22 protein-coding genes and 1 pseudogene are annotated in these 25,809 nt (G+C 66.3%); 16 read left to right on the top strand and 7 right to left on the bottom strand.

The window, feature by feature from the left end; genetic code table 11:
• The first annotated feature begins 4 nt into the window (after positions 1-4).
• Positions 5-760: an SDR family oxidoreductase gene (locus A9D14_RS16285; protein WP_066850280.1), complete on the top strand. Its 756-nt coding sequence runs from the start codon at positions 5-7 to the stop codon at positions 758-760.
• 66 nt (positions 761-826) lie between these two features.
• On the opposite strand, the gene A9D14_RS16280 is transcribed toward A9D14_RS16285, so the two are convergent.
• Positions 827-2,176, bottom strand: coding sequence for an aromatic ring-hydroxylating oxygenase subunit alpha (locus A9D14_RS16280; protein WP_066850277.1), 1,350 nt, complete (start codon positions 2,174-2,176; stop codon positions 827-829).
• A gap of 181 nt (positions 2,177-2,357) precedes the next feature.
• Here A9D14_RS16280 and A9D14_RS16275 point away from each other — a divergent pair, with 181 nt between their 5' ends.
• Complete coding sequence (locus A9D14_RS16275; protein ID WP_066850274.1) at positions 2,358-2,891, top strand: VOC family protein; 534 nt, start codon at positions 2,358-2,360, stop codon at positions 2,889-2,891.
• 24 nt (positions 2,892-2,915) lie between these two features.
• Here the strand turns inward: A9D14_RS16275 and A9D14_RS16270 are convergent.
• Together A9D14_RS16270 and A9D14_RS16265 are read right to left on the bottom strand one after the other, a co-directional pair.
• Positions 2,916-5,011 (bottom strand): annotated as a pseudogene (locus A9D14_RS16270) (PQQ-dependent dehydrogenase, methanol/ethanol family).
• Between the two features lie 128 nt (positions 5,012-5,139).
• On the bottom strand, positions 5,140-7,302 hold the full coding sequence (locus A9D14_RS16265) for a TonB-dependent receptor (RefSeq protein ID WP_232468993.1): 2,163 nt from the start codon (positions 7,300-7,302) through the stop codon (positions 5,140-5,142).
• Positions 7,303-7,391: 89 nt separating this feature from the next.
• Here A9D14_RS16265 and A9D14_RS20200 point away from each other — a divergent pair, with 89 nt between their 5' ends.
• From A9D14_RS20200 to A9D14_RS16245, 4 genes are all read left to right on the top strand, one after another.
• Positions 7,392-8,201 (top strand): putative quinol monooxygenase, encoded by an 810-nt coding sequence (locus tag A9D14_RS20200; protein ID WP_232468991.1) that lies wholly within the window; start codon positions 7,392-7,394, stop codon positions 8,199-8,201.
• Positions 8,198-8,491, top strand: a complete 294-nt coding sequence (locus A9D14_RS16255; RefSeq protein ID WP_066850269.1) for a putative quinol monooxygenase — start codon at positions 8,198-8,200, stop codon at positions 8,489-8,491. The genes A9D14_RS20200 and A9D14_RS16255 overlap by 4 nt, the downstream gene beginning before the upstream one ends.
• A 322-nt stretch (positions 8,492-8,813) precedes the next feature.
• Positions 8,814-9,320, top strand: a complete 507-nt coding sequence (locus A9D14_RS16250) for a hypothetical protein (RefSeq protein WP_066850266.1) — start codon at positions 8,814-8,816, stop codon at positions 9,318-9,320.
• Between the two features lie 83 nt (positions 9,321-9,403).
• The gene (locus A9D14_RS16245) at positions 9,404-9,865 is read left to right on the top strand and encodes a MaoC family dehydratase (RefSeq protein WP_066850263.1); all 462 of its coding nucleotides are present in this window, start codon (positions 9,404-9,406) and stop codon (positions 9,863-9,865) included.
• Here the strand turns inward: A9D14_RS16245 and A9D14_RS16240 are convergent.
• Positions 9,862-11,121: a glycerate kinase type-2 family protein gene (locus tag A9D14_RS16240; protein WP_232468988.1), complete on the bottom strand. Its 1,260-nt coding sequence runs from the start codon at positions 11,119-11,121 to the stop codon at positions 9,862-9,864. The genes A9D14_RS16245 and A9D14_RS16240 overlap by 4 nt on opposite strands.
• Before the next feature lie 8 nt (positions 11,122-11,129).
• The gene (locus A9D14_RS16235; RefSeq protein WP_066850260.1) at positions 11,130-12,011 is read right to left on the bottom strand and encodes an HpcH/HpaI aldolase/citrate lyase family protein; all 882 of its coding nucleotides are present in this window, start codon (positions 12,009-12,011) and stop codon (positions 11,130-11,132) included.
• A 172-nt stretch (positions 12,012-12,183) separates the two neighbouring features.
• Between A9D14_RS16235 and A9D14_RS16230 the strand changes: the two genes are divergently transcribed.
• The 3 genes from A9D14_RS16230 to A9D14_RS16220 all read left to right on the top strand — a co-directional run bounded on the left by A9D14_RS16230 (position 12,184) and on the right by A9D14_RS16220 (position 14,826).
• A complete protein-coding gene (locus A9D14_RS16230; protein WP_066850257.1) occupies positions 12,184-12,945 on the top strand; it encodes an SDR family NAD(P)-dependent oxidoreductase in 762 nt (253 codons plus the stop codon).
• Positions 12,946-13,147: 202 nt separating this feature from the next.
• Positions 13,148-13,894 carry an electron transfer flavoprotein subunit beta/FixA family protein gene (locus A9D14_RS16225; RefSeq protein WP_066850255.1) on the top strand — a complete coding sequence of 249 codons (747 nt, stop codon included), beginning with the start codon at positions 13,148-13,150 and terminating at the stop codon, positions 13,892-13,894.
• Between the two features lie 2 nt (positions 13,895-13,896).
• Entirely contained in the window at positions 13,897-14,826 is a 930-nt protein-coding gene (locus tag A9D14_RS16220; RefSeq protein ID WP_066850252.1) for an electron transfer flavoprotein subunit alpha/FixB family protein, read from the top strand.
• A gap of 40 nt (positions 14,827-14,866) precedes the next feature.
• Here A9D14_RS16220 and A9D14_RS16215 read toward each other — a convergent pair whose 3' ends face one another.
• On the bottom strand, positions 14,867-15,502 hold the full coding sequence (locus A9D14_RS16215) for a TetR/AcrR family transcriptional regulator (protein WP_066850249.1): 636 nt from the start codon (positions 15,500-15,502) through the stop codon (positions 14,867-14,869).
• Positions 15,503-15,583: 81 nt separating this feature from the next.
• On the opposite strand from A9D14_RS16215, the gene A9D14_RS16210 reads away from it, so the two are divergent.
• Positions 15,584-16,765, top strand: a complete 1,182-nt coding sequence (locus A9D14_RS16210; protein WP_066850247.1) for an acetyl-CoA C-acyltransferase — start codon at positions 15,584-15,586, stop codon at positions 16,763-16,765.
• A gap of 22 nt (positions 16,766-16,787) precedes the next feature.
• Here A9D14_RS16210 and A9D14_RS16205 read toward each other — a convergent pair whose 3' ends face one another.
• Complete coding sequence (locus A9D14_RS16205; protein ID WP_066850245.1) at positions 16,788-18,116, bottom strand: hypothetical protein; 1,329 nt, start codon at positions 18,114-18,116, stop codon at positions 16,788-16,790.
• 109 nt (positions 18,117-18,225) lie between these two features.
• Here A9D14_RS16205 and A9D14_RS16200 point away from each other — a divergent pair, with 109 nt between their 5' ends.
• The 6 genes from A9D14_RS16200 (at position 18,226) to A9D14_RS16175 (ending at position 25,807) form a co-directional block, all read left to right on the top strand.
• The gene (locus tag A9D14_RS16200) at positions 18,226-18,900 is read left to right on the top strand and encodes a response regulator transcription factor (RefSeq protein WP_066850700.1); all 675 of its coding nucleotides are present in this window, start codon (positions 18,226-18,228) and stop codon (positions 18,898-18,900) included.
• 13 nt (positions 18,901-18,913) lie between these two features.
• On the top strand, positions 18,914-20,299 hold the full coding sequence (locus A9D14_RS16195) for a sensor histidine kinase (protein WP_066850242.1): 1,386 nt from the start codon (positions 18,914-18,916) through the stop codon (positions 20,297-20,299).
• Between the two features lie 118 nt (positions 20,300-20,417).
• Positions 20,418-21,686 carry a spinster family MFS transporter gene (locus A9D14_RS16190; RefSeq protein WP_066850239.1) on the top strand — a complete coding sequence of 423 codons (1,269 nt, stop codon included), beginning with the start codon at positions 20,418-20,420 and terminating at the stop codon, positions 21,684-21,686.
• Between the two features lie 288 nt (positions 21,687-21,974).
• Positions 21,975-23,498, top strand: a complete 1,524-nt coding sequence (locus A9D14_RS16185; RefSeq protein ID WP_083988127.1) for an MFS transporter — start codon at positions 21,975-21,977, stop codon at positions 23,496-23,498.
• 19 nt (positions 23,499-23,517) lie between these two features.
• The gene (locus A9D14_RS16180; protein ID WP_066850236.1) at positions 23,518-24,729 is read left to right on the top strand and encodes an acyl-CoA dehydrogenase family protein; all 1,212 of its coding nucleotides are present in this window, start codon (positions 23,518-23,520) and stop codon (positions 24,727-24,729) included.
• 13 nt (positions 24,730-24,742) lie between these two features.
• Complete coding sequence (locus A9D14_RS16175) at positions 24,743-25,807, top strand: acyl-CoA dehydrogenase family protein (RefSeq protein ID WP_066850224.1); 1,065 nt, start codon at positions 24,743-24,745, stop codon at positions 25,805-25,807.
• Positions 25,808-25,809 lie beyond the last annotated feature (2 nt).

The raw sequence follows: 25,809 nt of genomic DNA, 5'->3' as shown, positions 1-25,809 counted from the left end.
AGGAATGGGACGCGTCGAAGGCAAGGTCGCGCTGGTCACGGGCGGCGCTTCGGGACTGGGGGCGGAGGATTGCCGCGTGCTGGCAGCCGAGGGCGCGAGAGTGGTCGTGTCCGACGTCAACGAAAAGGCCGCGCAGGCCTTGGCGGACGAGATCGGCAATGACGCGATGGCGCTGCGCCACGATGTCGCTTCGGAAGAGGACTGGACCGCCGCGATGGCCGCGATCGAGGAGCGCTATCGGCGGCTGGACATATTGGTCAATAATGCGGGTGTGGTGCTGAACGCCGATGTCGAGGATACCAGCCTGGAGCAGTACCGCTGGGTCAATTCGGTGATGAGCGACGGCGTGTTCCTGGGCTGCAAGCATGCGATCCCGCTGATGAACAAGGGCGATGGCGGGTCCATCGTCAACATGTCGTCGACGGGCGCGCTGCTGGGCTATCCGATCTTCTTCGCCTATTCCGCCGCCAAGGGCGCGGTGCGGGCGCTGACCAAGTCGGTCGCGGTGATGTGCCAGGAAAAGGGCTATGCGATCCGCTGCAACTCGGTCCATCCCGGTGCGATCGAGACGCCGATGGTCCAGACCGCCGAGGGGCGCGAGGCCAGGGACATCCCGGTCGAGGGCGTATTGCCGCCCGGAACGCCCGGCCATCCGCGCGATATCGCGATGATGGTGCTGTATCTTGCGTCGGATGAATCGCGCTTCGTCAACGGGGCCGAGATGGTGGTCGACAATGCGGTGACGATCCGCCCGTTCTGAATTTTGCCTGCCGGCAGAATCCTGGGGGAGCCACGCCGTCTGGAGTGGCTCCCCTCCTTTTCTGCGCTATTTCTCGCCCGCCATGTAGCGGTCGATTTCCTTGTGGAAGTGGCGCAGCCGCGCTTCCTGCTCGCTCCACAGCGGACCGCGGAAACCGCGTGAGCGCGCACCCGCCTGCACGATGGGCAGCAATTCGCTGTCCTGGTCCAGCACTTCGCCGAGGCCCGGGGGTTCGCCGATACCGGTTCGCACGATCTCGGGCCTGGTCTTGCCCGACAGATCGGTGGTGCCCAGCCCCATCCAGGCGGGCGCGCTGTAGCCGGGCGCTTCGACATGCTTGTACAGGATCAGCGTGTCATAGGTGAAGCGGTTCGGGTCGTCCGCATTGGGCAGGAAGCGGTGCAGGAACACCGCTTCGGGGTGGCAGCCGATCTGGGCATTGGGGAACACCGAATAGACGGTGGAATCCGATAGCTGCGTATCGCTGAACCGGTCATAGCCCAGGTCCAGCTCGTCCGAACGCTTGCGCTTGGCCAGTTGCACCGCGCGGCGGGTTTCCTGTGCGCTGCCGTCGAAATCGTCGGGGTCGATCCCGGCGTCCGACAGCATCATCTTGATCCCGTCATTGACCGTTTCCTGGTCCTGATAGCGCCGGCTCGGCTGTGCGAAGGGGACGAACTGCCGGCTCATCCCGTTGGGATAGAGGTCGATCTGGGTGCGGTCGTCCATCAGGCACTGGGTCTGCGGATGGACCGCGTGGAGGTGATAGGTTTCCGCAAAGGCGTCCACCCCGCCCTTCCAGTTCGCGCCCCATTCCGATTGCCGGTGCTGGACGACATACATGCTGTCGATCCTGTAGAGTTCCAGCTGCTGTTTCAGCGGACCGAGATAGTCGTCCAGCGGCATGACGTCGGGGTCCATCGAGATGAACACCAGCCCCGCCGCCGTCTCGCACCGGACCGAAGTGAGATCGCGGTCGTGGCACAGCACTTCGGGCTTGAACGTATTCTCGTCGGTGACCGCGATGTTGTGGCCTTCCAGGTCGAATTTCCAGCTGTGGAACGGACAGGTGAAGTTCGACAGGGTGCTGAAATCGGCCAGCACCAGGCGGCTGCCGCGGTGCGGGCAGACATTGTAATGCGCGCGGATCACCCCGTCGTCGCCGCGCACGACGATGAAGCTTTCATCGCCGATGTCGAAGCGGACGAGATCGCCGGGTTCGGGCACATCGGCGACCGGGCAGGCGATCAGCCAGCTTTTCGCGAAGACCTTGTCCCATTCCTCGCGCGCGAAATCCGCGGTGTGATAGCGTTCGGGACCGGGACGGTCGGCCCCGTTGTCGATGCGCGGCGCGCGGTTGTTGAACGGGTGGGGCGTTCCGACGTGGATGTCCCACAATTCGGTATCCAGCTTCATGGCATCCTCCTGGCCGGGCGTCGCCGGCTCTTGTGTCCTGTCCGCCTGTTCGTTCGGTTGACGCGTCGCGAAACTGCGGATCGACTCCTATAAAAAAGACATGCATGAATGTTTGCAAGTGGATTCGACCGACTTGCGACGAATGCATGCGCCGAAGTCCACTGGAGCAGGAGAGGACGCGATGAGCCGCAATTTCGGAAATGTGTTCCAGATCGCCTATGTCGTCGAAGGGATCGAAAAGCACATCGACTATTGGACGCAGGTGATGGGAGTCGGGCCGTTTTTCCACTTCCCGGTGCCGCTGCCGTTCGAATGGGTGCGCGCCGACGGACAGGATCTGGCGGTGGATGCGCCGGTCTACAAGGCAGTGGCGGTCGCCTATAGCGGGGACATGATGATCGAGCTGATCGAGCCCGGTCCCGCGCCGTCGACCTATCGCGATTTCATTGAGGGCGGGCATAGCGGCGTGCATCACCTGGGCACCTTTACCGACCGGCTGGACGAACAGCTGGCCGCCGCGAAACAGGCGGGGATGAAGGTGGTGCTGGAGGGCGAGCTGCCGTTCTCGCGCTTTGCCTATCTGCAGCCGGCCGATGCGCTGCCCGGCACCATCATCGAGATGATCGACGCCCGCCCCGCCATGCTGGAAGCGCTGGACAAGATGAAACGCGCCGCCCGCGACTGGGACGGCAAGACGCGCACCGCCGAGATGTAGGGCTTGCAGCAGGGCGCGAACCGGTCAGTTCGCGCCCACGCTGGTCGAAGCCTTTTCGCCGCTGCGCAGCAGGGCCGCCTGGTCCCTGACATACTGGCGCAGCGCGGCAAGATCGCGCCGGGACAATTCGCCGAACACCGGCATGCCCATCGGGACCAGCGCCCCATCGCTGACGACGCTGCGAAACGCGTCGGGCGATGCGACGATGGCGGAGGTGCGCAGGTCGGGCGCGGTGCCGCCCGCGATCGCGCCGCCGCCGTGGCATACTCCGCAGCGCGAGGCGAACAGCTGCGAGCCATGCGCCGCCAGCGCCGCATCGGGCGCATAGTCGGGATCGTCGAACGCCACTGCCGTATAGGGCACCTTGGCGGGCAGCGTTCCGTTCGCGCCCAGCCTGAAAGTCAGCACCCGGCGGGCCTGCGTGCGGTAGTCGATGCCGAACTGCGCGGTCATCGGCCCGAACAGGCCGGGGCTGGTGCCCATCCCTGCGATCACCGTCACATATTGTTCGCCATCGACGGTATAGGTGATGGGCGGGGCGATGACGGGGGCCCTGGCGTCGAAGGTCCACAGCACGGTGCCGCTTTTCGCATCATAAGCGGTGAAATCGTCGTTCACCCGGCCCTGGAACACCAGCCCGCCCGCGGTCGCCATCGCGCCGCCGCTGAACGGCACGTCCATGGGTACGCGCCACGCGACCTTTTGCGCGACCGGGTCATAGGCCGTGAGGTAACCGGTGTTGCTCGCGCCTTCGGGGATGGACACTGCATAGCCGACGCCGCTGGTCAGCCCCATGCGGCCCGCCCATTCGAAATTGTCCTTCGTCGTGCCGGTGTCGTCGAAGGTGACTTCCAGATCCAGCGTCGGAATATAGGCAAGGCCGCTCTGCGGGCTGTAGGCCATCGGCAGCCAGCTATGCGCGCCGACGGGGGTGGGCTGGAAGGTGACGGGGCCGTCCTGGTAGCGGACATTGTCGATCTCGATCGGGCGGCCGGTCTGCTTGTCGATGTCCTTGGCCCATGTGACGGTGACGAAGGGCTCGGCGCTGATCAGCTTACCGTTGGTGCGGTCGATGACGTAGTAAAAGCCGTTCTTGGGCGCGGTCATCACCACCTTGCGCGGCTTGCCGTCGATCGTCAGCTCGGCCAGTTCCATGTCCATGCTGGCGTTGAAGTCCCAGCTTTCGCCCGGATTGATCTGGTAGTGCCAGCGATATTCGCCGGTCTTGGCATCCAGCGCCACGATCGAGCAGAGGAAGAGGTTGTCTCCCTTGCCGTCGCTGCGGATCTTGTGGTTCCACGGCGCGCCATTGCCGGTGCCCAGCAGGACCAGGTCCTGTTCGGCGTCATAGGTCATGGCGTTCCAGACATTGCCGCCGCCGCCGTATTTCCACCATTCGCCCGACCAGGTCTCGGCCGCCATTTCCATGGCCTCGCTCTCGAACCCGTCGGCGGGGTTGCCGGGGACGGTGTGGAAGCGCCACAATTGCTCGCCCGTTTCGGCGTCATAGGTGGTGACATAGCCGCGGATCGGACCGCTGTCGGCACCGCCGTGGCCGATGATGACCTTGCCGTCGAACACGCGCGGCGGGCCCGAGATGAAGCGGGGTTCGTCTTCGGCAAAGGTGCGTTTCGACCAGACGGGCTGGCCGGTCTTCGCGTCGATGGCGATCAGGCGGCCGTCCTGCGTGCCGATATAGACCTTGCCGTTCCACCACGCGATGCCCCGGCTGCCCCAGCCCTGCCGCAGCTTGTCGCCCGCCGCCTCGGGCGCCTTGGGGTCATAGGTCCACAGCAGCTTTCCCGTTTTCGCATCGACCGCATTGGCGACGCTGTAGCCCGATGCGAATAGATGACCCCGTCCACCGCGATCGGCCCCGTCGCCGGATTGCCCGGTGGCAGGTCGAGCGACCATGCAAGCCCCAGCGAGCCCACGTTTTCGGTATCGATCTGGTCGAGCGGGCTGAAATGCTGCTCGCCATAGGTGCGGCCGAAGGCGGGCCAGTCGTCCCCTGCGCTCGCATCGAGCAGCAGCGCATTGGACGCGCGATCCGTGCCGGCTTCGGGCGCCTGATCCGATCCGCAGGCGGCCAGGGGCAGGGCAAGGGCGGCCAGCAGCATCAGGCGTGTGGGCAGCATCAGGCGGGCGGGCAGGATCAGTCCGGTCGGCAGGCGCGTCGGCGGCATCTTGTGCAGTCTTTCCATTCTTGGGGAAGGACGGCCCGCGTCGGCGGACCGCCCATGCGCCATCAGCGGAACACGTCCTGTCCGAACCGCGCCCCAAGCTCCAGGCCGAAGTAGCGCGGCGGCCCGTATTGCGCGTTCACCCACAGCCCGGCGACGTTCTGGATGCCCACCCGGTACCGCTCGTCGGTCAGGTTGCGGCCGATGGCGCGCAGGTAATAGCGCCCGTCGATCTCGCCCAGCGTGATCGATGCATTCACCAGCGTGCGGGAATCGAGGAAGGTGTTGCCCAGCGGATCGTCGATCGCCTGGGTGTTCAGATTGCGCCCGGTATAGGCGACATTGCCGTTTAAGGTCAGCGCATGGTCCGCGCCCAGCGGCAGTTCGTAATTGCCGTCGACCGTCCATTGCCATTCGGGAGCACGGTCCAGCGGCGCGGTCGACAGGTCGTAACCTGCGTTGGGCGCATCATATTCCTTGTACTTGCCGTCCTGGTAACCGACCACGCCGCGCAGGGTGAAGCCGCGGAACGGATTGGCCGATGCCTCCATCTCCAGTCCCTTCACCTCGGCGCTGGCGGCGTTGACGAACAAAGTGACCTGGTTGGGCTGGCCGTTCACCACGATCGGCACGTTCAGCTGCTTCTGCAGGTCCTTGTACTCGACATAGAAGGCCGTGAGGTTGAAGCGCAGGCGGTTGTCGAGGAATTCCGACTTGAAGCCCGCCTCGAAGCTGTCGGCGGTTTCCGGATCGGTCGCGCGGGCAGCCTCGGCAAAGGCGTCGAGGTCGGTGCCGAATGCCGCGAAGCCGCCGATCTGGTCGTTGAAGCCGCCGCCCTTGTAGCCGTGCGAATAGGTGCCGTAGAGATAGAGATCTGGCGTCGCCTGCCAGCCCAGGCTGGCGCGATAGGTCGGTTCCTTCCAGCTGTCTTCCACCGTCACCACATTGGCGGGATAGTCATAGACGCTGGCGTCGAGCGCGGTGTCGAGCGGGATCGACAGGTCGAAACCGCCGCCCAGTTCGGCCGCGAACACCTGCTGCCGGCCGCGCCAGGTCTTGTCGTCCCACGTATAGCGGCCCCCGACGCTGAGCGTCAGTTCGGGGGTGAAATCATAGGTGCCCTCGGCGAACACCGCCTTGGAAGTCGCCTTTTGCGCGTTGCACAGCACATAGGGTGTGGAATTCCATTCCCCGAACGGCAGCGGCCCCGACGTCAGGTCGAGGAAGCCGAGCAATTGCGACACGCAGAAATCGATCGTGTCGCGCTGGTAGAAGCCGCCGGCGATGAAATCGAACGGCCCGCCCAGGTCGCTGGCAAAGCGCAGTTCCTGCTGCCACGTCTTGCGATCGTCGTCGCGCGAGGCATCGAAGAAGGACAGCGGCTCGCCGTCGGTGCCGATGGCCGTGGCACCAGCATAGGAGTTGGGGATCTGCGAGCGCTGGTAGCGATAGCCCGAGACCGAGGTGAAGGTGCCGGGATCGATGCTCCAGTCGATATTGGCATAGACGCCGTCGACCGAGATGCGCTGCCCTGCTTCCAGGTTTACGCTGGGCAGCGTGCGGCCGGTATAGGCCGCGCGGTCGAGCGGATCGATGTTCTGGGCGTTGGGATCGGTCAGGCCCAGCAGATCGGTCAGCAGCGGGGTATCCCCCTCGTACAGATAGTTCACGTTGACCGAGGGCACGACATCGGAGCGGTCGCGGATCCATTCGTACTGGAACAGGGCGCTGATATTGTCGGTGGGTTCCACCAGCAGCTTGGCGCGGGCCTGCCATACCTCCTTGCCGCCCAGCCTGTCGCCGTTCAGGCAGCCCTGCTGCCCCTGGAACTTGTTCGGGACGAAACCGGTGACGGGGCCATAGCAATGGCCGTTCCTGTAATAGCCGTCCGATGTTTCGGAGCCGATCACCAGCCGGGCCGCGGCCCAGTCGCCAAGCGGCACGTTGATCGCGCCCTGCAGCCGGGCGGTGCCGAATTCGCCGATTTCGGTGCGCCCTTCCACGCCGACATAATTGAGCACGGGGCGCTTGGTGCGGACCGTGACCACGCCGCCGGTGGTGTTCTTGCCGAACAGCGTGCCCTGCGGTCCGCGCAGCACCTCTACCTGCTCGATGTCGAAAGTGTCGAGCAGCTGGGTCTGGACCGAGGGCACCACGAAATCGTCGACCAGCACCGCCACCGGCGGTTCGAAATAGACGATGATCGAGGTCTGGCCCACGCCGCGCATGGCGAACGAGGCGGCGTTGAAATTGGCGATGGTCGCGGCCGAGAATTCGGAACGAATGCGGCCAGGTCGCCGATGTCGCGCGGCGAGGATTGCTGGATCAGCTGGCTGTCGATCGCGGACACCGCGATCGGCGTGGTCTGGAGGTCGGAATTGCGACGGGTGGCGGTGACCACGATCTCGTTCAGGCCGGTGCGCGGGGTGGGCGCCGGATCGGCCTGTTCCGCATTGCCTGCGGTTTCGGTTTCGTCGGTAGCGGGGTCCGTCATGTCCTGCGCGAAGGCGGTGGCCGGCAGGGTGGCGATGGCCAATGCGGACAGGGCACACTGGGCGGCGAACTTGGTGTTCATGGCATTTCCTCTCCCCATTCCGTCCCTCTTTGCGGAGACGGCAATGAAGCCCGGGCCGGGCATAAACAGACATTCATGCATGTTTGTATTTTTTGCAAGCCCCTTGTTGCGCAGGTTGCACCGGCCGGTGTGAGCGCGGTTTCCGAGGGTGAGACCTGCACGCCGACGCGCAATGACCCTTTCCAAATGCAAACATGTCTGTTTTTTATTGGTGCAAGAACCGGCGTTCAGGCCGGCTGCCGAGGAGAGGATCACATGGCCTATAGCTTCCTGTCGCGTTTTCGCATCAAGCCCGGAGAGGAGGACCGCTTTGTCGCGGCGGCCCGGCGCATGGAGGAGCAGGCGCCGCAGGAGCCGGGCGTGCTGCATTTCCAGTTCTTCCGCCTCGACGAACCGCACATGTTCGCGGTGCTTGAATCCTTTACCGACGAGAACGCCGACAAGGCACACATGGAATACGAGCAGAACAAGCCGCTGATCGCCGAGATGATCGAATGCATGGACGGCCATTACGAGCGCGAGATGCTGCACGACCTGGAGCCCGCCCGATGAGCGGGAAGAGCTTCATCGCGCAATTGCGCGCCAAGCCGGACCGGCGAGGCGACCTCATCGCCTATCAGAGCGAGCTGAAGACGCTGGCGTTCGAGCAGGAGCCGGGCGTCGTCGTCTATGAGCTGTTCCAGTCCGAGGACGATCCCGACCTGTTCCAGGTCGTCGCCACCTTTCGCGACGATGCCGCGTTCGACACGCATATGAGCATCGATTTCCACGACCGGCTGGTCCCGCTGATCATGGAATGCGTCGAGGGCGAGATGAGCATCGCCTTCTACCGTTCCGTCTGAACGGCGCATGCTTCATTGGCGGCAGGCAGCGGGCGGGGTGCCTTTGCGACCCGCCGACTGCTTCGCTGCGTCTTTTGCCGATTGGCGGCCACGGGTGACACTTTGCCGGGGCGCGGCGCTTCTGCTCTGGGCTTGTCGTTTCGATCGTTCGGCCTGCTGTCCGCCATTTTGCAGGGCGAGTTCGGAAAGCGGGCTGGACAATGCCAGATTTCGGACGGCAGCTCGCGGGCAAAGTGTCACGCATGACAAAACGTGCACCCCGCCGGCAGACCGCGGCACGAGAGGGATTCACAAGCGATTCGCGGCGTGGCAGATTCACGGTATGTACACGCAGCAAAGCTCGCCGCGGGCCGAAGATCTTGGCTCGATCCTTAACGCGCTGGCGCAGAATTCGCGGCGGCCGCGCTATGCCTTCATGGTGCTGGGCCTGATTGCCGAGGCCGCGCGCCCCGACGGGCAGGCGGGGCCCTGGGTGGCGGGGCCGGGGGGTGTGCGCCAACCCCTGCGCGAATGGGTGGCGGAGAAGCTGGTACCGCTGGCGGCGCGCGACCATCGCCGCGCCGCGATGCGCCGCAAGGTGGAGCTGCGTCTGGGCCCGCGCGCCAGCGAGGAAGGGCTGGTCGACGCCGCGCTGGAGGAGGAAGCGCTGGCGGTCGGCAAGGCCAATGTCAGCCGCGCGGTCTCCGACCTGGTAAAGGCGGGCTTCGTGCGCCGCCATTACGCGGGGCGGGTCAAGGACCACCGCAATCGCGGCGGCGGGCGGCACGCGGTCTATATCGTCGCCCCGCAGGTGCTGAACGCGATCCGCTCTCGCCCCACGCTGGTCTAGCCGGGCCGCGAACCGCCAAGCCCATTGCAGTATCGGGCTTCAGGCGCGACAGGGCTGGCAGGACCATTCCGGGGAGAAGAGAGATGGCGGGCCGATTCTATGACCAGTGGAGCGTGGGCGACACGCTGACGCACGAGATCGGGCGGACGGTGACCGAAACCGACAATCTGCTGTTCACCACCATGACCCATAATCCGCAGCCGCTGCATCTTGACGTCGAGGCGGCGAGGCAGAGCGAGTTCGGGCAGATCCTGGTCAACGGGACCTTTACCTTCGCGCTGATGATCGGGCTGTCGGTGGGGGACACCACGTTGGGCACGCTGGTCGCCAATCTGGGCTATGACAGGCTGACGATGCCAGCGCCGGTGTTCATCGGCGACACGCTGCGGGCGCGGACCAAGGTGGTGGAATTGAAGGATTCCGGCTCGCGCCCCGGATGCGGGATCGTCACCTTTCGGCACGAGCTGGTCAACCAGCGCGAGGAAATCGTGTGCCAGTGCCTGCGCATGGCGCTGCTGAAAGGGTCGGGGGCTGCGGCAGGCTAGCGGACCAGCTGGATGCGGATGTCGTTCACATTGGTGCGCGTCGGTCCGGTGATCACCAGATCGCCCGCGGCGAAGAACCTGTGCGAATCGTGATCGGCCAGCGCGCGGTCGATATCGAGCCCGAGGCGTGATGCGCGGGCCAGCGTGCCGGGTGCAGCGATCGCCCCTGCCGCATCGGAAGCGCCGTCGATCCCGTCGGAATCGCCCGCGATGGACCAGATGCGCGGATGGCCGTCCAAGGCGCGGGCCAGCGCAAGCTGATATTCACTGTTGCGCCCGCCCGATCCCGTGCAGCCTTGCGGCAGGGTGACGGTGGTTTCTCCGCCCGACACTATGGCGGTGGGCGGGCCGCCTTGCGCCGCGAGGCGCAGGGCCAGTTCGGCATGGCGGGCGGCGACTTGCGCGGCTTCGCCCTGAACCCGGTCGCCCAGATCGACGATGGCATAGCCATGATCGCGCGCCAGCGATGCGGCGGCGGCCAAGGATTGCGAAGGGCTGGCGATCAGGCGCACCTCGTCCTGTGGGCGGTCGATGGCGGGGAGGGCGGATTGCGCCAGAATGGCGGTTCGCACCCGGTCGGGCAGGGCGATGCCGTGGCGGTCAAGAATCTCGAGCGCGTCTTCGGGCCGTCCGGCATGGGGGATGGTCGGGCCGGATGCGACATCGGCTGGATCGTCGCCGGGCACGTCGCTGATGACCAGGGTGCATATGCGCGCCGATCCGGCGGCGCGGGCCAGTCCGCCGCCCTTGACCGCCGATAGCGCCTTGCGGACCCGGTTCATCTCGCCGATCGGGGCGCCGCTGCGCAGCAATTCACGGGTGATCGCCTGCTTGTCGGCCAATGTCACCCCCGCGATCGGGCGGGCGAGACAGGCCGAGCCGCCGCCGGAGACCAGCGCCAGCACCAGATCGCCGGGCCCCGCGCCCTGCAGCAGTTCCAGCATGGCGTCCGCCGCGGCGAGGCTGTTCGCGTCGGGGACCGGATGGCCCGCCTCGACGATCCTGATCCGCTTGCAGGCAGCGCCATGGCCGTAGCGGGTCGAAACGACGCCTTGCAGCGCGACATCGGGCCATGCCGCTTCCACCGCCAATGCCATCGCGGCCGAGGCCTTGCCCGCGCCGACGACCAGGCAGCGCCCGCCGGGCCGGTCGGGCAGGTTGGCCGCGACCGCGCGGTCGGGGGCAGCCGCGGCGATGGCGGCGCCGAACATGCTGCGCAGCAAGGCGCGGCACTCGCGGTCCTCGGCCCGGTCCACTGGCGGCCCTAGCTACGCCCCGCCAGTCGCAGCACCGTTTCGGCCCGCGCGAGATAGGGGCGGTCGAGCATGCCCCCCTTGTAGCCGATTGCCCCCACGCCGGGATTGGCGGCGAACAGGTCGACGATCTCCTGCGCGGCGGCGATTTCCTTCTCGCTGGGGGTGAACGCCTCGTTGATGACCGCGACCTGCGCCGGGTGGATCGCCAGCATGCCGCGATAGCCTTGCGCGCGGACCATGTCGGCGCGGGCGCGCAGTCCGTCGATGTCGCGGAAATCGCCGTGGATCGTCTCGATCGGCAGTACGCCCGCGCTGGCCGCGCCGATCAGGCACAGGCTGCGCGCCAGCCTGTAGGTGAAATCATAGTCGCCGCTGGCGTCGCGGTTGTTGCTGGCGCCCAGCGCATCGGCCAGATCCTCCGCGCCCCAGGTCATGGCGGCCAGTCGCGGCGCGCCCGCGTAATCGCCGGTGGTGAACATCGCCTCTGCCGCTTCGGTGACGAGCGCGATGACTTTCGTCGATCCCTGTGCGATCCCGTTCGCCGCTTCCAGCGCGGTAAGGTAATGGTCCAGCAGTTCGACATCGCGGCGTCCGCGCGACTTGGGCAGCATGATGCCGCCGGGCCTGCCGGGCATCACCGCGGCAAGGTCGTCCACCGCGAATGGGCCGTCGACCGGGTTGATCCGCACCCACAGCCGTTCGCGCCCGGAATCGCGCGAATGCAGCAGATCGCGGACCATCGAGCGCGCGTCGGGCTTGCGGTCCACGGTGACCGCATCCTCAAGGTCGAACAGCGCAATGTCCGCATCGCTTTCGGCGCATTTCAGCATCTTGCGCTCGCTGTCGCCCGGGGCGAACAGCCATGATCGCATCGGGATGGTCTCGGTCATGGAACCTCTCTCGCTTGTCCTGCGCCGGTGGCAGTCGATCCGGCCGGGCTTACAGGTGCTGCGCGGGGGATCAAGCCACGTTGACAGCATACGGGCTGGGCTATTATCTACTGGCGGGTATACATACTGGCGCCTATACGGGCGCATAAAAGCAGAACGAAGGATCGAGGACATGAAAGTGGAAGGGCTGGCAGCCATCGTCACCGGCGGCGCGTCGGGACTGGGCGGCGCAACCGCCGCGCATCTCGCCGGGCTGGGCGGCAAGGTGACCATCTTCGACCTCGACACCGACAAGGGCGAGGCGCATGCCGCGAAAATCGGCGGGCGGTTCGCCAAGGTCGACGTCACCGACGAGGACGGCGTGGCCAGGGCGGTCGAGGAAGCCGAGGCGGCGAACGGCAAGGCCCGCATCCTCGTCAATTGCGCGGGGATCGCTCCGCCCCGGAAGATGGTGGACCGCGACGGCAATCCGGCTCCGCTCGCCGATTTCGCGCGGATCGTGAACATCAATCTGATCGGCAGCTATAACGTGCTGTCGAAATTCGCCGCGCGGATCATCGATGCCGACCCAATCGGCGAGGAGCGCGGCGTGGCGATCAGCACTGCCAGCGTCGCGGCCTATGAAGGGCAGATCGGGCAGGCGGGCTATGCCGCGTCGAAGGCCGGGGTAGTCGGCATGACGCTGCCCATCGCGCGCGAGATGGCGCGCCATGGCATCCGCGTGATGGCCATCGCGCCGGGGCTGTTCCTGACGCCGATGATGGAATCCTTTTCGCCCGAAGTGCAGGAATCGCTGGGCAAGCAGGCGCCGTTCCCCAGCCGTCTCGGCAAGCCCGACGAATATGCGCAGCTTGTCGAATCGATTGTCGCCAACCCGATGCTGAACGGCGAGACGATCCGCCTTGACGGTGCGATCAGGATGGCGCCCAAGTGATCCGGCGCAGCATTCCGCGCGGAACAGGATCGGGCGCGCCGGATTGGAGTGTTGCAGCCAGCGACACCTGTTTCGCGCCCGGTCGGCCCTTGCGAAAGCCGGGCGGAATTGCCGATCGAATGCAGGAAGATGACGGACAAGACTTGACCGCGAACCGCATCTTGCGGGGGCGGTCGGACATTATCGAGAAGGAAGCCAAATCATGAAAGCCCTGGTCCCGGTAAAGCGGGTGATCGACTACAATGTGAAGCCGCGAGTTAAGGCGGATGGTTCTGGTGTCGATCTTGCGAATGTGAAGATGAGCATGAACCCGTTCGACGAGATCGCGGTGGAGGAAGCGATCCGGTTGAAGGAAGCGGGCGCGGTCAGCGAGATCGTGGCGGTGAGCATCGGGCCTGCGAAGGCGGCAGAAACGCTGCGCACGGCGCTGGCGATGGGCGCGGACAGCGCGGTGCTGGTCGAGACCGATGAGGAGGTCGAGCCTCTTGCGGTGGCCAAGATTCTCAAAGCCGTCGCGGCCGAGGTCGAACCGGGCCTGATCATCCTGGGCAAGCAGGCGATCGACGACGACAGCAACCAGACGGGCCAGATGCTGGCCGCGCTGATGGAACTGCCGCAGGGCACGTTCGCATCGAAGGTCGAGATGGACGGCGATCACGTGAAGGTGACGCGCGAAGTCGACGGCGGGCTTGAGACGGTGCGCCTGTCGACGCCCGCGATCATCACGACGGACCTGCGCCTGAACGAGCCGCGCTATGCGTCGCTGCCCAACATCATGAAGGCGAAGAAGAAGCCCTTGGAGACCAAGACGCCGGCCGATTACGGCGTCGACATCGCGCCTCGCCTGAAGACGCTGAAGGTGTCCGAACCGCCGGTCCGGCAGGCAGGCGTGAAGGTCGCCGATGTCGATGAACTCGTCGCAAAACTCAAAGCAATGGGAGTCGCCTGATCATGAAGACGCTTGTTTATGTCGATCACGACAATGCGCATCTGGGCGATGCGACGCTGGCAACCGTAACGGCGGCATCGAAGCTGGGCGAGGTGCACCTGCTGGTCGCGGGCGCGGGCTGCAGCGCGGTCGCCGAAGCCGCAAGCAAGATCGCGGGCGTGGGCAAGGTCCATGTCGCGGATGACACGGCCTACGAACACCAGCTGGCCGAGAATGTCGCGCCGCTGATCAAGGGGCTAATGGATCACCACGACGCGGTGCTGTTCCCCGCCACCACCACCGGCAAGAACATCGCGCCGCGCGTGGCGGCGCTGCTCGATGTCATGCAGATCAGCGACATCCTGTCGGTGGAGGGCGAGAAGAGCTTCACCCGCCCGATCTATGCCGGCAACGCCATCGCCACGGTCGAGAGCACGGATGTCAAGCTCGTCATCACCGTACGCGGCACCGCCTTCGACAAGGCCGAGGCCGAGGGCGGTAGCGCCGAAATCGAGGCTGTTGCATCCACGGGCGACACCGGAAAGTCCAGCTTCGTGTCCGCCGAACTGGCCGAGAGCGAGCGGCCGGAACTGACCAGCGCGAAGATCATCGTCTCGGGCGGCCGCGCGCTGAAGGACGGCGAGACGTTCGAGCAGATCATCATGCCGCTCGCCGACAGACTGGGTGCGGGCGTGGGCGCATCGCGCGCCGCGGTCGACGCAGGCTATGTCCCCAACGACTACCAGGTCGGCCAGACCGGCAAGATCGTCGCGCCCGAAGTCTACATCGCCATCGGCATATCTGGCGCGATCCAGCACCTGGCGGGCATGAAGGATTCCAAGACCATCATCGCCATCAACAAGGACGAGGACGCACCCATCTTCCAGGTCGCCGACATCGGCCTCGTCGCCGATTTGTATAAGGCCGTGCCCGAGCTGACGGAAAAGCTGTGAGGTGACGGGCGGCGCGCCATTCGCTCCGCCCCGGTTCCGATCAGGATCGGGGCAGGAAGCCCGCGGCGAGATTGTCGACCAGTCTCCTCGCGGTTTCCTCGGGCGAATGACCGCCGCCTTCGCCGAACGCGTGGGCATCGAACCAGCGCGCGGGCCAGTTGAGCGCGCCCGCGAGGGTGAAGGCGAGCAGGTTGGGGTCCCCGCAAGCGATCGAGCCGTCGGCTTGTCCCTCGGCGATCAGGCTGCGCATTTCGGCGTGGATCTGGCGCTTCAGCCCGCGCAGGACCTCGCGGCTTTCCTCGCTCAACGCTTCATCGGGGGTGCGGATGACGCAGCGGCCGAAATCGCTCATGTTCACCTGCGCGAAGACGATCAGGAAGCTGCGCAGCCGGTCCGCCGCAATGCCTTTTTCGGCGCGTGCGGCGGTGGCGGCATCCAGCAATTGCTTCAGCCCGAAGCGCAGGCATTCGAGCAGCACGCTCTCCTTGTTGCCGAGATAGTGGTAGACCGTCGGCTTGGTCACGCCCAGCGAGGCCGCCACGTCGTCGAGCGAGGTCGCGTGAAATCCGCGCGTGTTGAACATGCGTACCGCCGCTTCCATCAGCGCCAGCTTCTTGGCCTGCCGGTCGCGGCTGCGCTGTTCGGCGGTTCTGAAGGGAGAGGGGGTTTGCGCCATGCGTGCTCCTGACCGTTGCTCCGCAAGTCGTTATACTAGCAAGTAATCTATATTCTCAAGCGTAATAAGAAAGACCCCGCCATGACCGATCCGATCGTGATTGCATCCTATGCCCGCACGCCCATGGGCGGCCTGCAGGGCGCGTTTGCCGATGTGAAATCCACCCAGCTTGGCGCCGCTGCGGTCAAGGCCGCGATCGAGCGTGCCGGAATCGAGGGCAGCGACGTCGACCAGGTGATCATGGGCTGCGTGCTTCCTGCGGGGCTGGGGCAGGCGCCCGCGCGGCAGGCCGCGATCCATGCCGGGCTGGGCGAGCATGTGCCATCGACCACCATCAACAAGATGTGCGGATCGGGCATGCAGGCCGCGATGATGGCCTATGATTCGATCGCGGGCGGCAGCGCCGACGTGGTGGTCGCGGGCGGCATGGAGAGCATGACCGGCGCGCCCTACCTGCTGCCCAAGCATCGCGGCGGTGCGCGGCTTGGTCATGACACGGTCAATGATTCGATGTTCCTCGACGGGCTGGAAGATGCCTATGAAGAAGGCACGCTGATGGGCGTGTTCGCCGACCGCGCGGCCACCGAATACCAGTTCACGCGCGAGGCGCAGGACGATTACGCGATCCGGTCGCTGACACTGGCCAAGAAGGCGCAGGAAACCGGCGCCTTCGACCGCGAGATCACGCCGGTCGAGGTAAAGACCCGCAAGGGTGTCCACACGGTGAGCGAGGACGAGCAGCCGGGCAAGGCCAATGCCGACAAGATCCCGACGCTGCGCCCTGCCTTCGTGCCCGATGGCACGGTGACGGCGGCGAACAGCTCCTCGATCTCGGACGGGGCGGCGGCGCTGGTGATGTGCCGCGCCAGCACGGCCGAGAGGCTGGGCATGACGCCGGTGGCGAAGGTGGTCGGCCATGCGTCATTCGCGCATGAGCCCGCGAAGTTCACCAGCGCGCCAGTGCATGCCACGCGCAATCTGATGGAGCGCATCGGCTGGACCATGGACGATGTCGATCTGTTCGAGGTGAACGAGGCTTTTGCCGTCGTCGCGCTGATCGCCGAGAAGGAGCTGGGCATCGACCGCGAAAAGCTCAACGTCAACGGCGGGGCCTGCGCGCTGGGCCATCCGATCGGCGCATCGGGCGCGCGCATTATGGCGACGCTGCTGGGCGCGCTGGAAACGCGCGACCTCAAGCGCGGCATCGCCGCCATCTGCATCGGCGGCGGCGAGGCAACCGCGATCGCGCTGGAGCGGATGTAAGCCGCTAGCGCGAGCGACCGGCTCAGCCGCTCACCGGTGCCAGCGTTTCCCCGCCCGCGGGCACCCAGGCTGGCACGCTGCCCTGCGCCAGTTCGCGCGTGACGATGGCGGCGGCGCGCTGCACCGGGTCGGCGCCGTGGAAGCGCGCATGGCCCGCCGCGTCCCAGCCGATCCCGTCGAAGGCGGCCTGCGTCTGCGCCATCTGCGCCTCGCGGAAATCGGTCCAGCTGGCGAAGGCATGGTCGATGGCGGCGGCAAGATCCGCGCCCGGCTCTATCACCGGGCCGAAGCGCCACATCGCGTAGTCGGGATTGCCGCGCCACTGCGCGCCGTGCCCGTTCACGAACAGGCAGGGACGGGGGCGGACCAGATATTCATAGACCTGGCTGCTGACGTCGCCGACATAGAGGTCGGCGGCCAGCGTATAGCTCATGTCGCTCGACCGTTCGGAACCGAGGTCGACCATCACGCGGCCCGGCACCGCCAGCGCTTCCCATTCGGCGCGCGCGGCGCGGCCCAGCCCCTGCGCCAACCGGACATGGGGTGCGATGATCAAATCGTACCGGTCGCCGGCGCGGATCGTTTCCGCCAGCTGCCGCGCGATCAACGGGCCAGTGCCCATCCGGCGATGGAAATGCGGATTATAAAGGATCACCGGCCGCACGCCCGACAGCGGGCGCGGCCTTTCGGCCCCTGGCCGCAGCAGGGCCGCCAGCTTGACCGGGCCGCCGACGCTGCAGCGATCCGCCGCGACACAGCCTTCGCGGATCAGCCGGTCGCGGTCCTTCGCGCCCGACACGATCACCCGGTCGAAGAAGCGGAAGCGATCCTCGAACCCCACTGCGCGGTCGCCCGCGCCATGGGGGATGTGGATCAGCGGCGGGCAGCGGCCCGGCAGGCGCTTCAGGATCGTGCTGGTCCGTTCGGCGCACAGGATCGCATCGGCCTGGCGGATGCGGGGCGCCCATGCCAGCAGCTGCGCGATCTTGCGCAGCGCGAAAGGCAGCGACGCGCGGGCGGCGCGCGGCATGTCCATCACCGTGATGTCGGGCGCCGCCATGCCCAGCCGGGCCGCCAGCGCCCTTACCGCGTGCGCGTCGGCGGGGGAGGGTACGAAGATCCGCACATCGCAGGTACCGCTCGCCGCCAGTTCGAAGGCGACGGGCAGGAAATGCGCGAACTGGTGCTGGCCGCCGATTGCCGGGACATGCAGGATCGGAGTCATGGCTTCGGGGCGCGGGTCGCGGGTGAAGGGGGCGCGGGTGCAGGGGGCGTCGGGGATGTGCTCACGCCAATGGATGTTGCGCGCAGCCGTGGGCGGCGCATGGAAGCAAGATGTGATTTTGCCCATGTTCGCTGCCGGGTGCCCGATTCCCGCGTCGAACCATTCCCGAACTCGACCGCAGGGGGATCAGCCGGTAACGTCGCGGCCCCTGCCCCGGCTGGATACCGAAAAGCGCATGCAGATCTTGCTGATAGAGGATGACGAGGCGCTGTCGGCGCATGTCGCGTCCGGGCTTCGCCAGGCGGGCCATGTGGTGACCTGCCACGCCGACGGACGGCAGGGCCTGCTGCAGGCCAGCTGCGAGAGCTATGACGTCATCATCCTCGACCGCATGCTGCCCAATGTCGACGGGATGAAGATCCTGGCCGCGCTGCGCGCCACCGATGACGAGACGCCGGTGCTGATCGTCAGCGCGCTGGGCGACGTGGACGAGCGGGTGAAGGGGCTGCGCGCAGGCGCCGACGATTATTTGCCCAAGCCCTTCGCCCTGTCCGAACTGCTGGCGCGGGTGGAAGTGCTTGCCCGCCGCAAGTCGCCCCAGCCCGAACCGTCCGGCCCGATCCTGTTCGCGGATCTCGAGATAGATCCGCTGGCCCGCACCGTGCGCCGCGCCGGAAAACGCATCGATCTGACCACCCGCGAATTCGGCATATTGATCGAGCTGGTGCGCAATGCGGGCCGCGTGGTCACCCGGTCGATGCTGCTTGAGCGGGTGTGGGACTATAATTTCGACCCGCAGACCAACATCATCGACCAGCATATCAGCAATCTGCGCCAGAAGCTGGACGAGGGCGGGCACGCCCCGCTGATCCGCACGGTGCGCGGCGCGGGCTATATGATCGGGTCGTGAGGAAAGCGGTCTGATGGAACGGATCGTCAAGTCGCTCTCCTTCCGGCTGGCGCTGACCTATGCGGGGCTGTTCTGCGCGTCGCTGGTGCTGCTGTTCGCGGCCTATTACTGGCTGGCGGTCGCGCGCCCGCTGGCTGCGATCCGCACGCAGGTAGACGGCGAGCTTGCCGCGCTGGCGCAGGTTCACGAAGCCGGAGGCCGCGACGCGCTGGCGCAAAGGCTGGAGCAGCGGGCGCGCCGCTCGCGCACGGCGGAGCGCGCGTTCCATGCGCTGATCGCGCCGGACGGCCGGGTCGTCACCAGCAATCTGACAAGCTGGCCCAGCACCTCGCGCGACGGCTTTTACGCGATCGAGGCCGATGTCAGCCTGGAAGGGGGCGAGATCGATTTCAGCGCGCTGTCGCGCGAACGCATCTTTGCCGATGGCACAAGGCTGATCGTGGGCCGCAATGCCGAGCGTTTCGAGGAGCGCGAGCAGGCGGCGCGGGCGGCGTTTCCCGTGCTGATCGTGCTGGTCCTGCTGCTGGCGGTGGCGGGGGGCTATCTGATGAGCCGCGCCATCGGCCTGCGGATCGAGGCGATTTCCGTCACCGCGCGCAAGGTGATGACCGGGCGGCTGGGCGAACGCGTGCCGGTGCACGGCAGCGGCGACGACTTCGACCGGCTGAGCGAGACGCTGAACCTGATGCTGGAGCGCAACGAAGCGCTGTTCCAGTCGGTCAGGCGCGTGTCGGACAATCTGGCGCACGAGCTGCGCACGCCCTTGTCGCGCGTGCAGGCGCAGCTTGAGCAAGCGGTGCAGGTCCACGCGGGAGAGCGGACCCGGATGCAGGTGCTGGACGCCGCCTTGCGCGAAATGGCGCGGCTGCAGGCGATCTTCGACGCGCTGCTGCGGATCGGCCGGATCGAGGAGCATCGCCACGACATCGGTTTCGCCGGGATCGACCTGGCCGCGATCATGCGCGACGCGGTCGAGCTTTACGAACCCGCCGCCGCGCAGCGCGGGATCGCCCTGTCGGCCGAGGGGCCGAGCCGGGCGGTTCTGGAAGGCGACCGCGACCTGCTGTTCCAGGCGATCGGCAATCTGCTGGACAATGCCGTCAAATATGGGCGGGCGGACGGCGCGATCCGCGTGTCGCTGACCGATCTGGGCGACCGCGTGCGGATCGCCGTCGGCAATGACGGCCCGCCGCTGCGCCAGGGCGAGGCCGAGCGGCTGAGCGAGCGCTTCTTCCGCGGATCGGGCGCGATCGGGTTGCCGGGGCACGGGCTGGGGCTGACTTTGGTCGCCGCCATCGTCGGCCGTCACGAGGGCGAGCTCGACATCGTCAGCAGCGGCGACTGGACCAGCGTGGCCATCACACTGCCGCGCCCCGGCCCGCTTTCGCGGATCGAATGACAGGGACGGGCGCGACCGATTACCAGAATGGGTATGGACAAAGTAACAGGAGAACCTATCCTCTTCCAAAGCGCGGTATGACAAAACACGCCGCCGACATCTTATCTGGGAGAGGGTGATGATCGAACGGCGGGACCTGCCGCGATCGCCGGGCGCGGTGCTGGCGATGTTGCTTCTGGTCTATATCTTCAACTTCCTCGACCGGCAGATCCTGGCGATCCTGGCCGCGCCGATCCAGGCCGATCTTGGCCTGTCGGATGCGCAGATGGGGCTGCTGGGCGGACTGGCTTTCGCGTTGCTTTATTCCACGCTGGCGGTGCCGCTGGCTTCGCTGGCCGACCGGACCAGCAGGAGCTGGGTCATCACCATCAGCCTTGTCGTGTGGAGCGGCTTTACCGCCGCCTGCGCGCTGGCGCAGGGGTTCTGGCACATCTTTTTCGCCCGGCTTGGCGTCGGCGTGGGGGAGGCGGGCGGCGTCGCGCCCTCCTATGCGCTGATCGGTGATTATTTCCCGCCGAAGAAGCGTTCGCTGGCGCTGGCGATCTATTCGATGGGAATTCCGCTGGGATCGGCGGGCGGCATATTGGCGGGCGGCTGGATCGCGGCGACGATCGACTGGCGGCTGGCCTTTGTCGTCGTCGGATGCGCGGGCGTGATCATCGCGCCGCTGTTCAAGCTGGTGGTGCGCGACCTGCCGCGTCCGGTCGCCGCGGCGACGGATGTGCCGGATGCCGCCAGGATCGCCACGGTCGCGCGCATCCTTGCGCGCAAGCCGTCGTTCTGGCTGCTGTCGTTCGGGGCGGCTTCGGGATCGATGCTGGGGTATGGCATATTGTTCTGGAAACCCAGCCTGATGATCCGCAGCTTTGGCCTGGACCTGTTGCAGACGTCGTGGTTTTTGGGCGCACTGATGCTGGTGGGCGGAGTGATCGGCACGCTGACGGGCGGCCTGCTGGGCGACCGCATGGGCGCGCGCGACAAGGCATGGTATGCGCGGCTGCCCGCGATGGCCTATGCGATTGCGACGCCGTTCTTCGTCGCGGCGATTTTCATGACCGACAATCTGGGGCTGGCCTTTGCGCTGTTCCTGATCCCGCAGGCGATGGCCTATGTCTGGCTTGGGCCGGTGTTGACCGCAGTGCAGCACCTTGTCGCGCCGGCGCAGCGGTCGACCGCGTCGGCATTGTTCCTGCTTATCAACAATCTGCTGGGGCTGGGCGGGGGCATCTATGTGCTGGGTCAGATGTCCGACCTGCTCGCTCCGCAATTCGGTACGGAATCGCTGCGCTGGTCGATGATCTTCGGGCAGCTGCTTTATCTGGTCGCCGCGGTGCTGATGCTGCTGGCATCGCGCAGGCTGCGGCAGGACTGGGTGGAGGAGGCGTGAGGCCCCAGGCGATAAAGCCGGTTGCCTCTATTCAAAAACAGGGTATGGTGATGGCGACGCTCCGGAAAGGGCGCGCGCAATGGCGGAGAGGCCGATGGCTTGGCATTTCGACGACACACCCGCAATCCATGCGTCCGCAAGGCGGCGCGGGCCGGTTGCGCGAGAGCGGGTGATCCGCAGCGCGTCCTATGCGCCCGTCGCGATAGGCCGTTGCCCGGGCGAGACTGTCGCCGTTCAGAATATGCGGTATCGCGATCCCGCCCCTTTTTCCGGCGGCGGGGATAGCGCATGAACACGGCCGTCGCCGCCTCAATCCCCGCATCCGTCGATGCCGACGCGCCCGAGGATGAGGTGCTGCGCCGCATCCCGGCCGCCGCGCAGGCCAGCTATGGCTTCGGTGCGGTCGCCACCGGCGTCAAGAATGCCGCGTTTTCGGCCTATCTGCTGCTGTTCTACAACCAGGTCATCGGCATTCCCGCCGCCATCGTGTCGGTCGCCATCGCGCTGACGCTGCTGGTCGATGCGGTGGCCGATCCGGTCATCGGGCGCTGGTCCGATTCGACCCGCTCGCGCTGGGGGCGGCGGCATCCGTTCATCATCGGATCGGCGATCCCGACCGCCTTCTTCTTCATGCTGACATGGTTTCCGCCCGCTGGATTGACCGATGTGCAGACCGGCATCTGGATCTTCGCGCTGGCCTCGCTGACGCGCATCTCGATCTCGATGTTCGAAATCCCGTCGAGCGCGATGAACCCCGAGATGACGTCGGATTACGCGCAGCGCACGCGGCTGTTCTCGCTGCGGTACTGGTTCGGCTATGTCGGGTCGTACGGTTTTCTTGCCTTTAGCCTGGCGGTGTTCTTCGTCGCCACGCTGGAGTTTCCGCGCGGGCAGCTCAACCCAGCGGGCTATGAACGCTTTGCTATCGCGGGCGGCGCGCTGATCTTCGTCGCGATACTGGTCTGCGGCTTCGGCACGAAAAGCCAGATCGCCCACATGCGGCAGGCCCCGGTGGGCCAGCCGAAGTCCAGCGCGCTGGGTCATTTGCGCGAGATGGGGTCCGCCTTCGGCAATCGCGGCTTTCTGGCGATCTTCGGCTTTGGTGTGTTCAAGTTCACCGCGATCGGGCTCTACAGCGCGTCGACGCTGTATTTCTATACCTATGTCTTCGATCTGGGGGCGGGGCAGATCGCGCTGCTGACCTTTGATTCGCTGGTCGCGGCGACCATTGCCGCGCCGCTGGCGCCCAAGTTCAGCAAGTGGTGGGGCAAGCGCACCACTTCGATGGTGATGGCCGTCGCCGGCATCACGCTGGGCATTTCGCCGCTGGCGCTAACGTATCTGGGGCTGTTCCTGCCGGTGGGCCATCCGCTGCTGGTACCGGTGCTGTTCGCCATCGGTGCGTGTTACGGCGCGATGATCGCGGTGTCGCTGATCAACACCAGTTCCATGCTGGCTGACGTGGTCGAGGATCACGCCGCGCGCAGCGGCAAGCATGCGGCGGGCGTGTTCTTTGCCGCGGCCAGCTTCATGCAGCAATGTTCGACCGGCCTTGGCATTTTCGCCGCCGGGCTGGTGGTGTCTTCGGCGGGCATCCCGGAAAAGGCCGACCCTGCTGCTGTCACCTATGCGATGGAGCAGAGCCTGCTGGCGCATTACATCCCCGCATCGCTGGGATTATGGACGATCGGCACGCTGTTCCTGCTGTTCTACCCCATCACCGAGGCGCGGCACCGCGAGAATGTCGCGCGGATCAAGGCGGTCGAAGCCGCCGAGAAGGCGCGCGTCGTGCGCGATGCCGGCACCACGTAAGGACCCGAGGAGCATACCCATGGCCACCACTGCCGAACCCGCCGCGCAGGTCAGCGAGAGCGCCTTTCGCGAGGATGTGCGCGCCTTTATCCAGACCAATTTCCCGCCCGAATTGAAGGGCGCATCCAACGCGCTCGCCAGCGTCGAAAGCGGCGCGGGCGAAAGCGAGTCGCAGCGCCAATGGCGCGAGGCGATGGGATCGCGAGGATGGGGCACTCCGACATGGCCCGCCGAATATGGCGGCGGCGGGTTGTCGCGGCGCGAGGCGGCGATCCTGCAGGAGGAACTTGCCAAGGCGGGTGCCTATAACCCGATTCAGGGCATGGGCGTGATGATGTTCGGCCCCACCCTGCTGGAATTCGGCAGCGAGGCGCAGAAGAAGGAACACATCCCCCCGATCTGCCGGGGAGAGATCCGCTGGTGTCAGGGCTATTCCGAACCCAATGCCGGGTCGGACCTTGCCAATCTGCAGACCAGCGCGGTGGACCAGGGCGACCATTACCTCGTCAACGGGCAGAAGACATGGACCAGCGGCGGGCAATGGGCGGACAAGTGCTTTTGCCTGGTCCGCACCGACCGGTCGGACAAGCACAAGGGCATCTCTTTCCTGCTGATCGACATGGACGCCCCCGGCGTGGAAGTGCGCCCGATCCGCATGATCAGCGGGATGAGCCCGTTCTGCGAGACCTTCTTCACCGATGTGAAGGTGCCCAAGGAGAACCTGGTCGGCGAGGAAGGGCAGGGCTGGACCATCGGCAAGCGCCTGTTGCAGCATGAGCGCACCAATCTGTCGGGCGGTAATGCGATGGGCAGGCTGGGCGGGCCGACGTTGGGCGAACTGGCGAAGATGTACCGCGAGACGGGCGAGGACGGGCAGCTGGCCGACAGGGTGCTGCGCGACCGCATCGCCGATTTCGAGATCCGCTGGGCCGCCTTCCTGCTCACCGCGCGCAAGGCGGCGGAGGAATCGAAGGCGCAGGGCGGGGTCAGCGAAATCAGTTCGGTGCTGAAGAAGGCGGGCACGAGACTGGGGCAGGAACGTGCCGAGCTCGCCATCGAGATCATGGGCCTGCAGGGTCTGGGCTGGGAAGGCGAGGGCTTTACCGCAGCCGAGCTTGCGGGGGTTCGCACATGGCTCTTCGGCAAGGCGACCACGATCTATGGCGGGTCGACCGAGATCCAGAACAATATCATCGCCAAGCGCGTGCTGGGCATGCTGGACCATCAGTAAGGGAGTTGGGACGATGGCGGTTCTGAACGACGAACAGGCGATGCTGCGCGACATGGCGCGCGAATGGGCGGCGAACGAAAGCCCGTTCACGGCGTGGCGCGCGCTGCGGGATTGCGAAAGCGGAGCGGGCTTTGACCCTGATGCGTGGCAGGCGATGGCCGGCATGGGCTGGGCGGGCATCATGGTGCCCGAAGATCACGGCGGGTCCGACTTCGGCTGGATGTCGGCAGGGCTGGTGGTCGAGGAACTGGGCAAGGTGCTGGCGGCCAGCCCGATCATGGGCGTCACGATTGCCGCCTGGGCCATCGCGCAGGGCGAAAGCGACGGCGCGAAAACGCGCCACCTGCCCGCGCTGGCAAGCGGCGAGACGATTGCCGCGCTGGCGGTGGACGAGGGGCCGCGCCATGCGCTCCACAAGATCGATGCCAGGGTCGAGGATGGCAAGCTGACCGGCACCAAGAGCTTCGTCGCCGATGCGGCGGAAGCGGGCATCTTCATCGTCGCGGTCGGGGACGGGCTGTGGCTGGTGGAGAAGGGCGAGGGAGTCTCGGTCGACGCGCGCGTGCTGGCCGACCGGCGCAGCCATGGCGAAGTGCTGTTCGACGCCGCGCCCGCCACGCGTCTGGGCGACGCGGAGATGGTAGAGCGGAAGCTCGACCGCGCGCGTATCCTGACCGCTTGCGAGATGCTGGGCATGGCGCAGCATCTGTTCGACACCACGCTCGATTATCTGAAGCAGCGTGTGCAGTTCAACCAGGTGCTGGCGACGTTCCAGGCGCTGCAGCACCGCATGGCCGACCTGTTCGCCGAGATCGCATCGATGCGCGCGGCGGTCGAGGGCGGGCTGGAAGCGCTGGACAGCGGGCGGCGGGTGCCGCAGGCGGCCTGCATCGCCAAGGCGCGCGCCAACGATGTGCTGAACCTGATGAGCCGCGAGGCGATCCAGCTGCATGGCGGCATCGGCATGACCGACGAATACCCGGTGGGCGACTATCTGAAACGCGCCCGCGTGCTGGAAAACCGCTGGGGCAGCAGCGCCTTTCTGCGCGACCGCTTCGCGGGGCTGGAGGGTTACTGACG

Source organism: Croceicoccus marinus (assembly GCF_001661675.2).
GTDB lineage: Bacteria > Pseudomonadota > Alphaproteobacteria > Sphingomonadales > Sphingomonadaceae > Croceicoccus > Croceicoccus marinus.
Note: the sequence above shows the minus strand (reverse complement) of the source record. Positions and strands in the feature narration are given on the sequence as shown.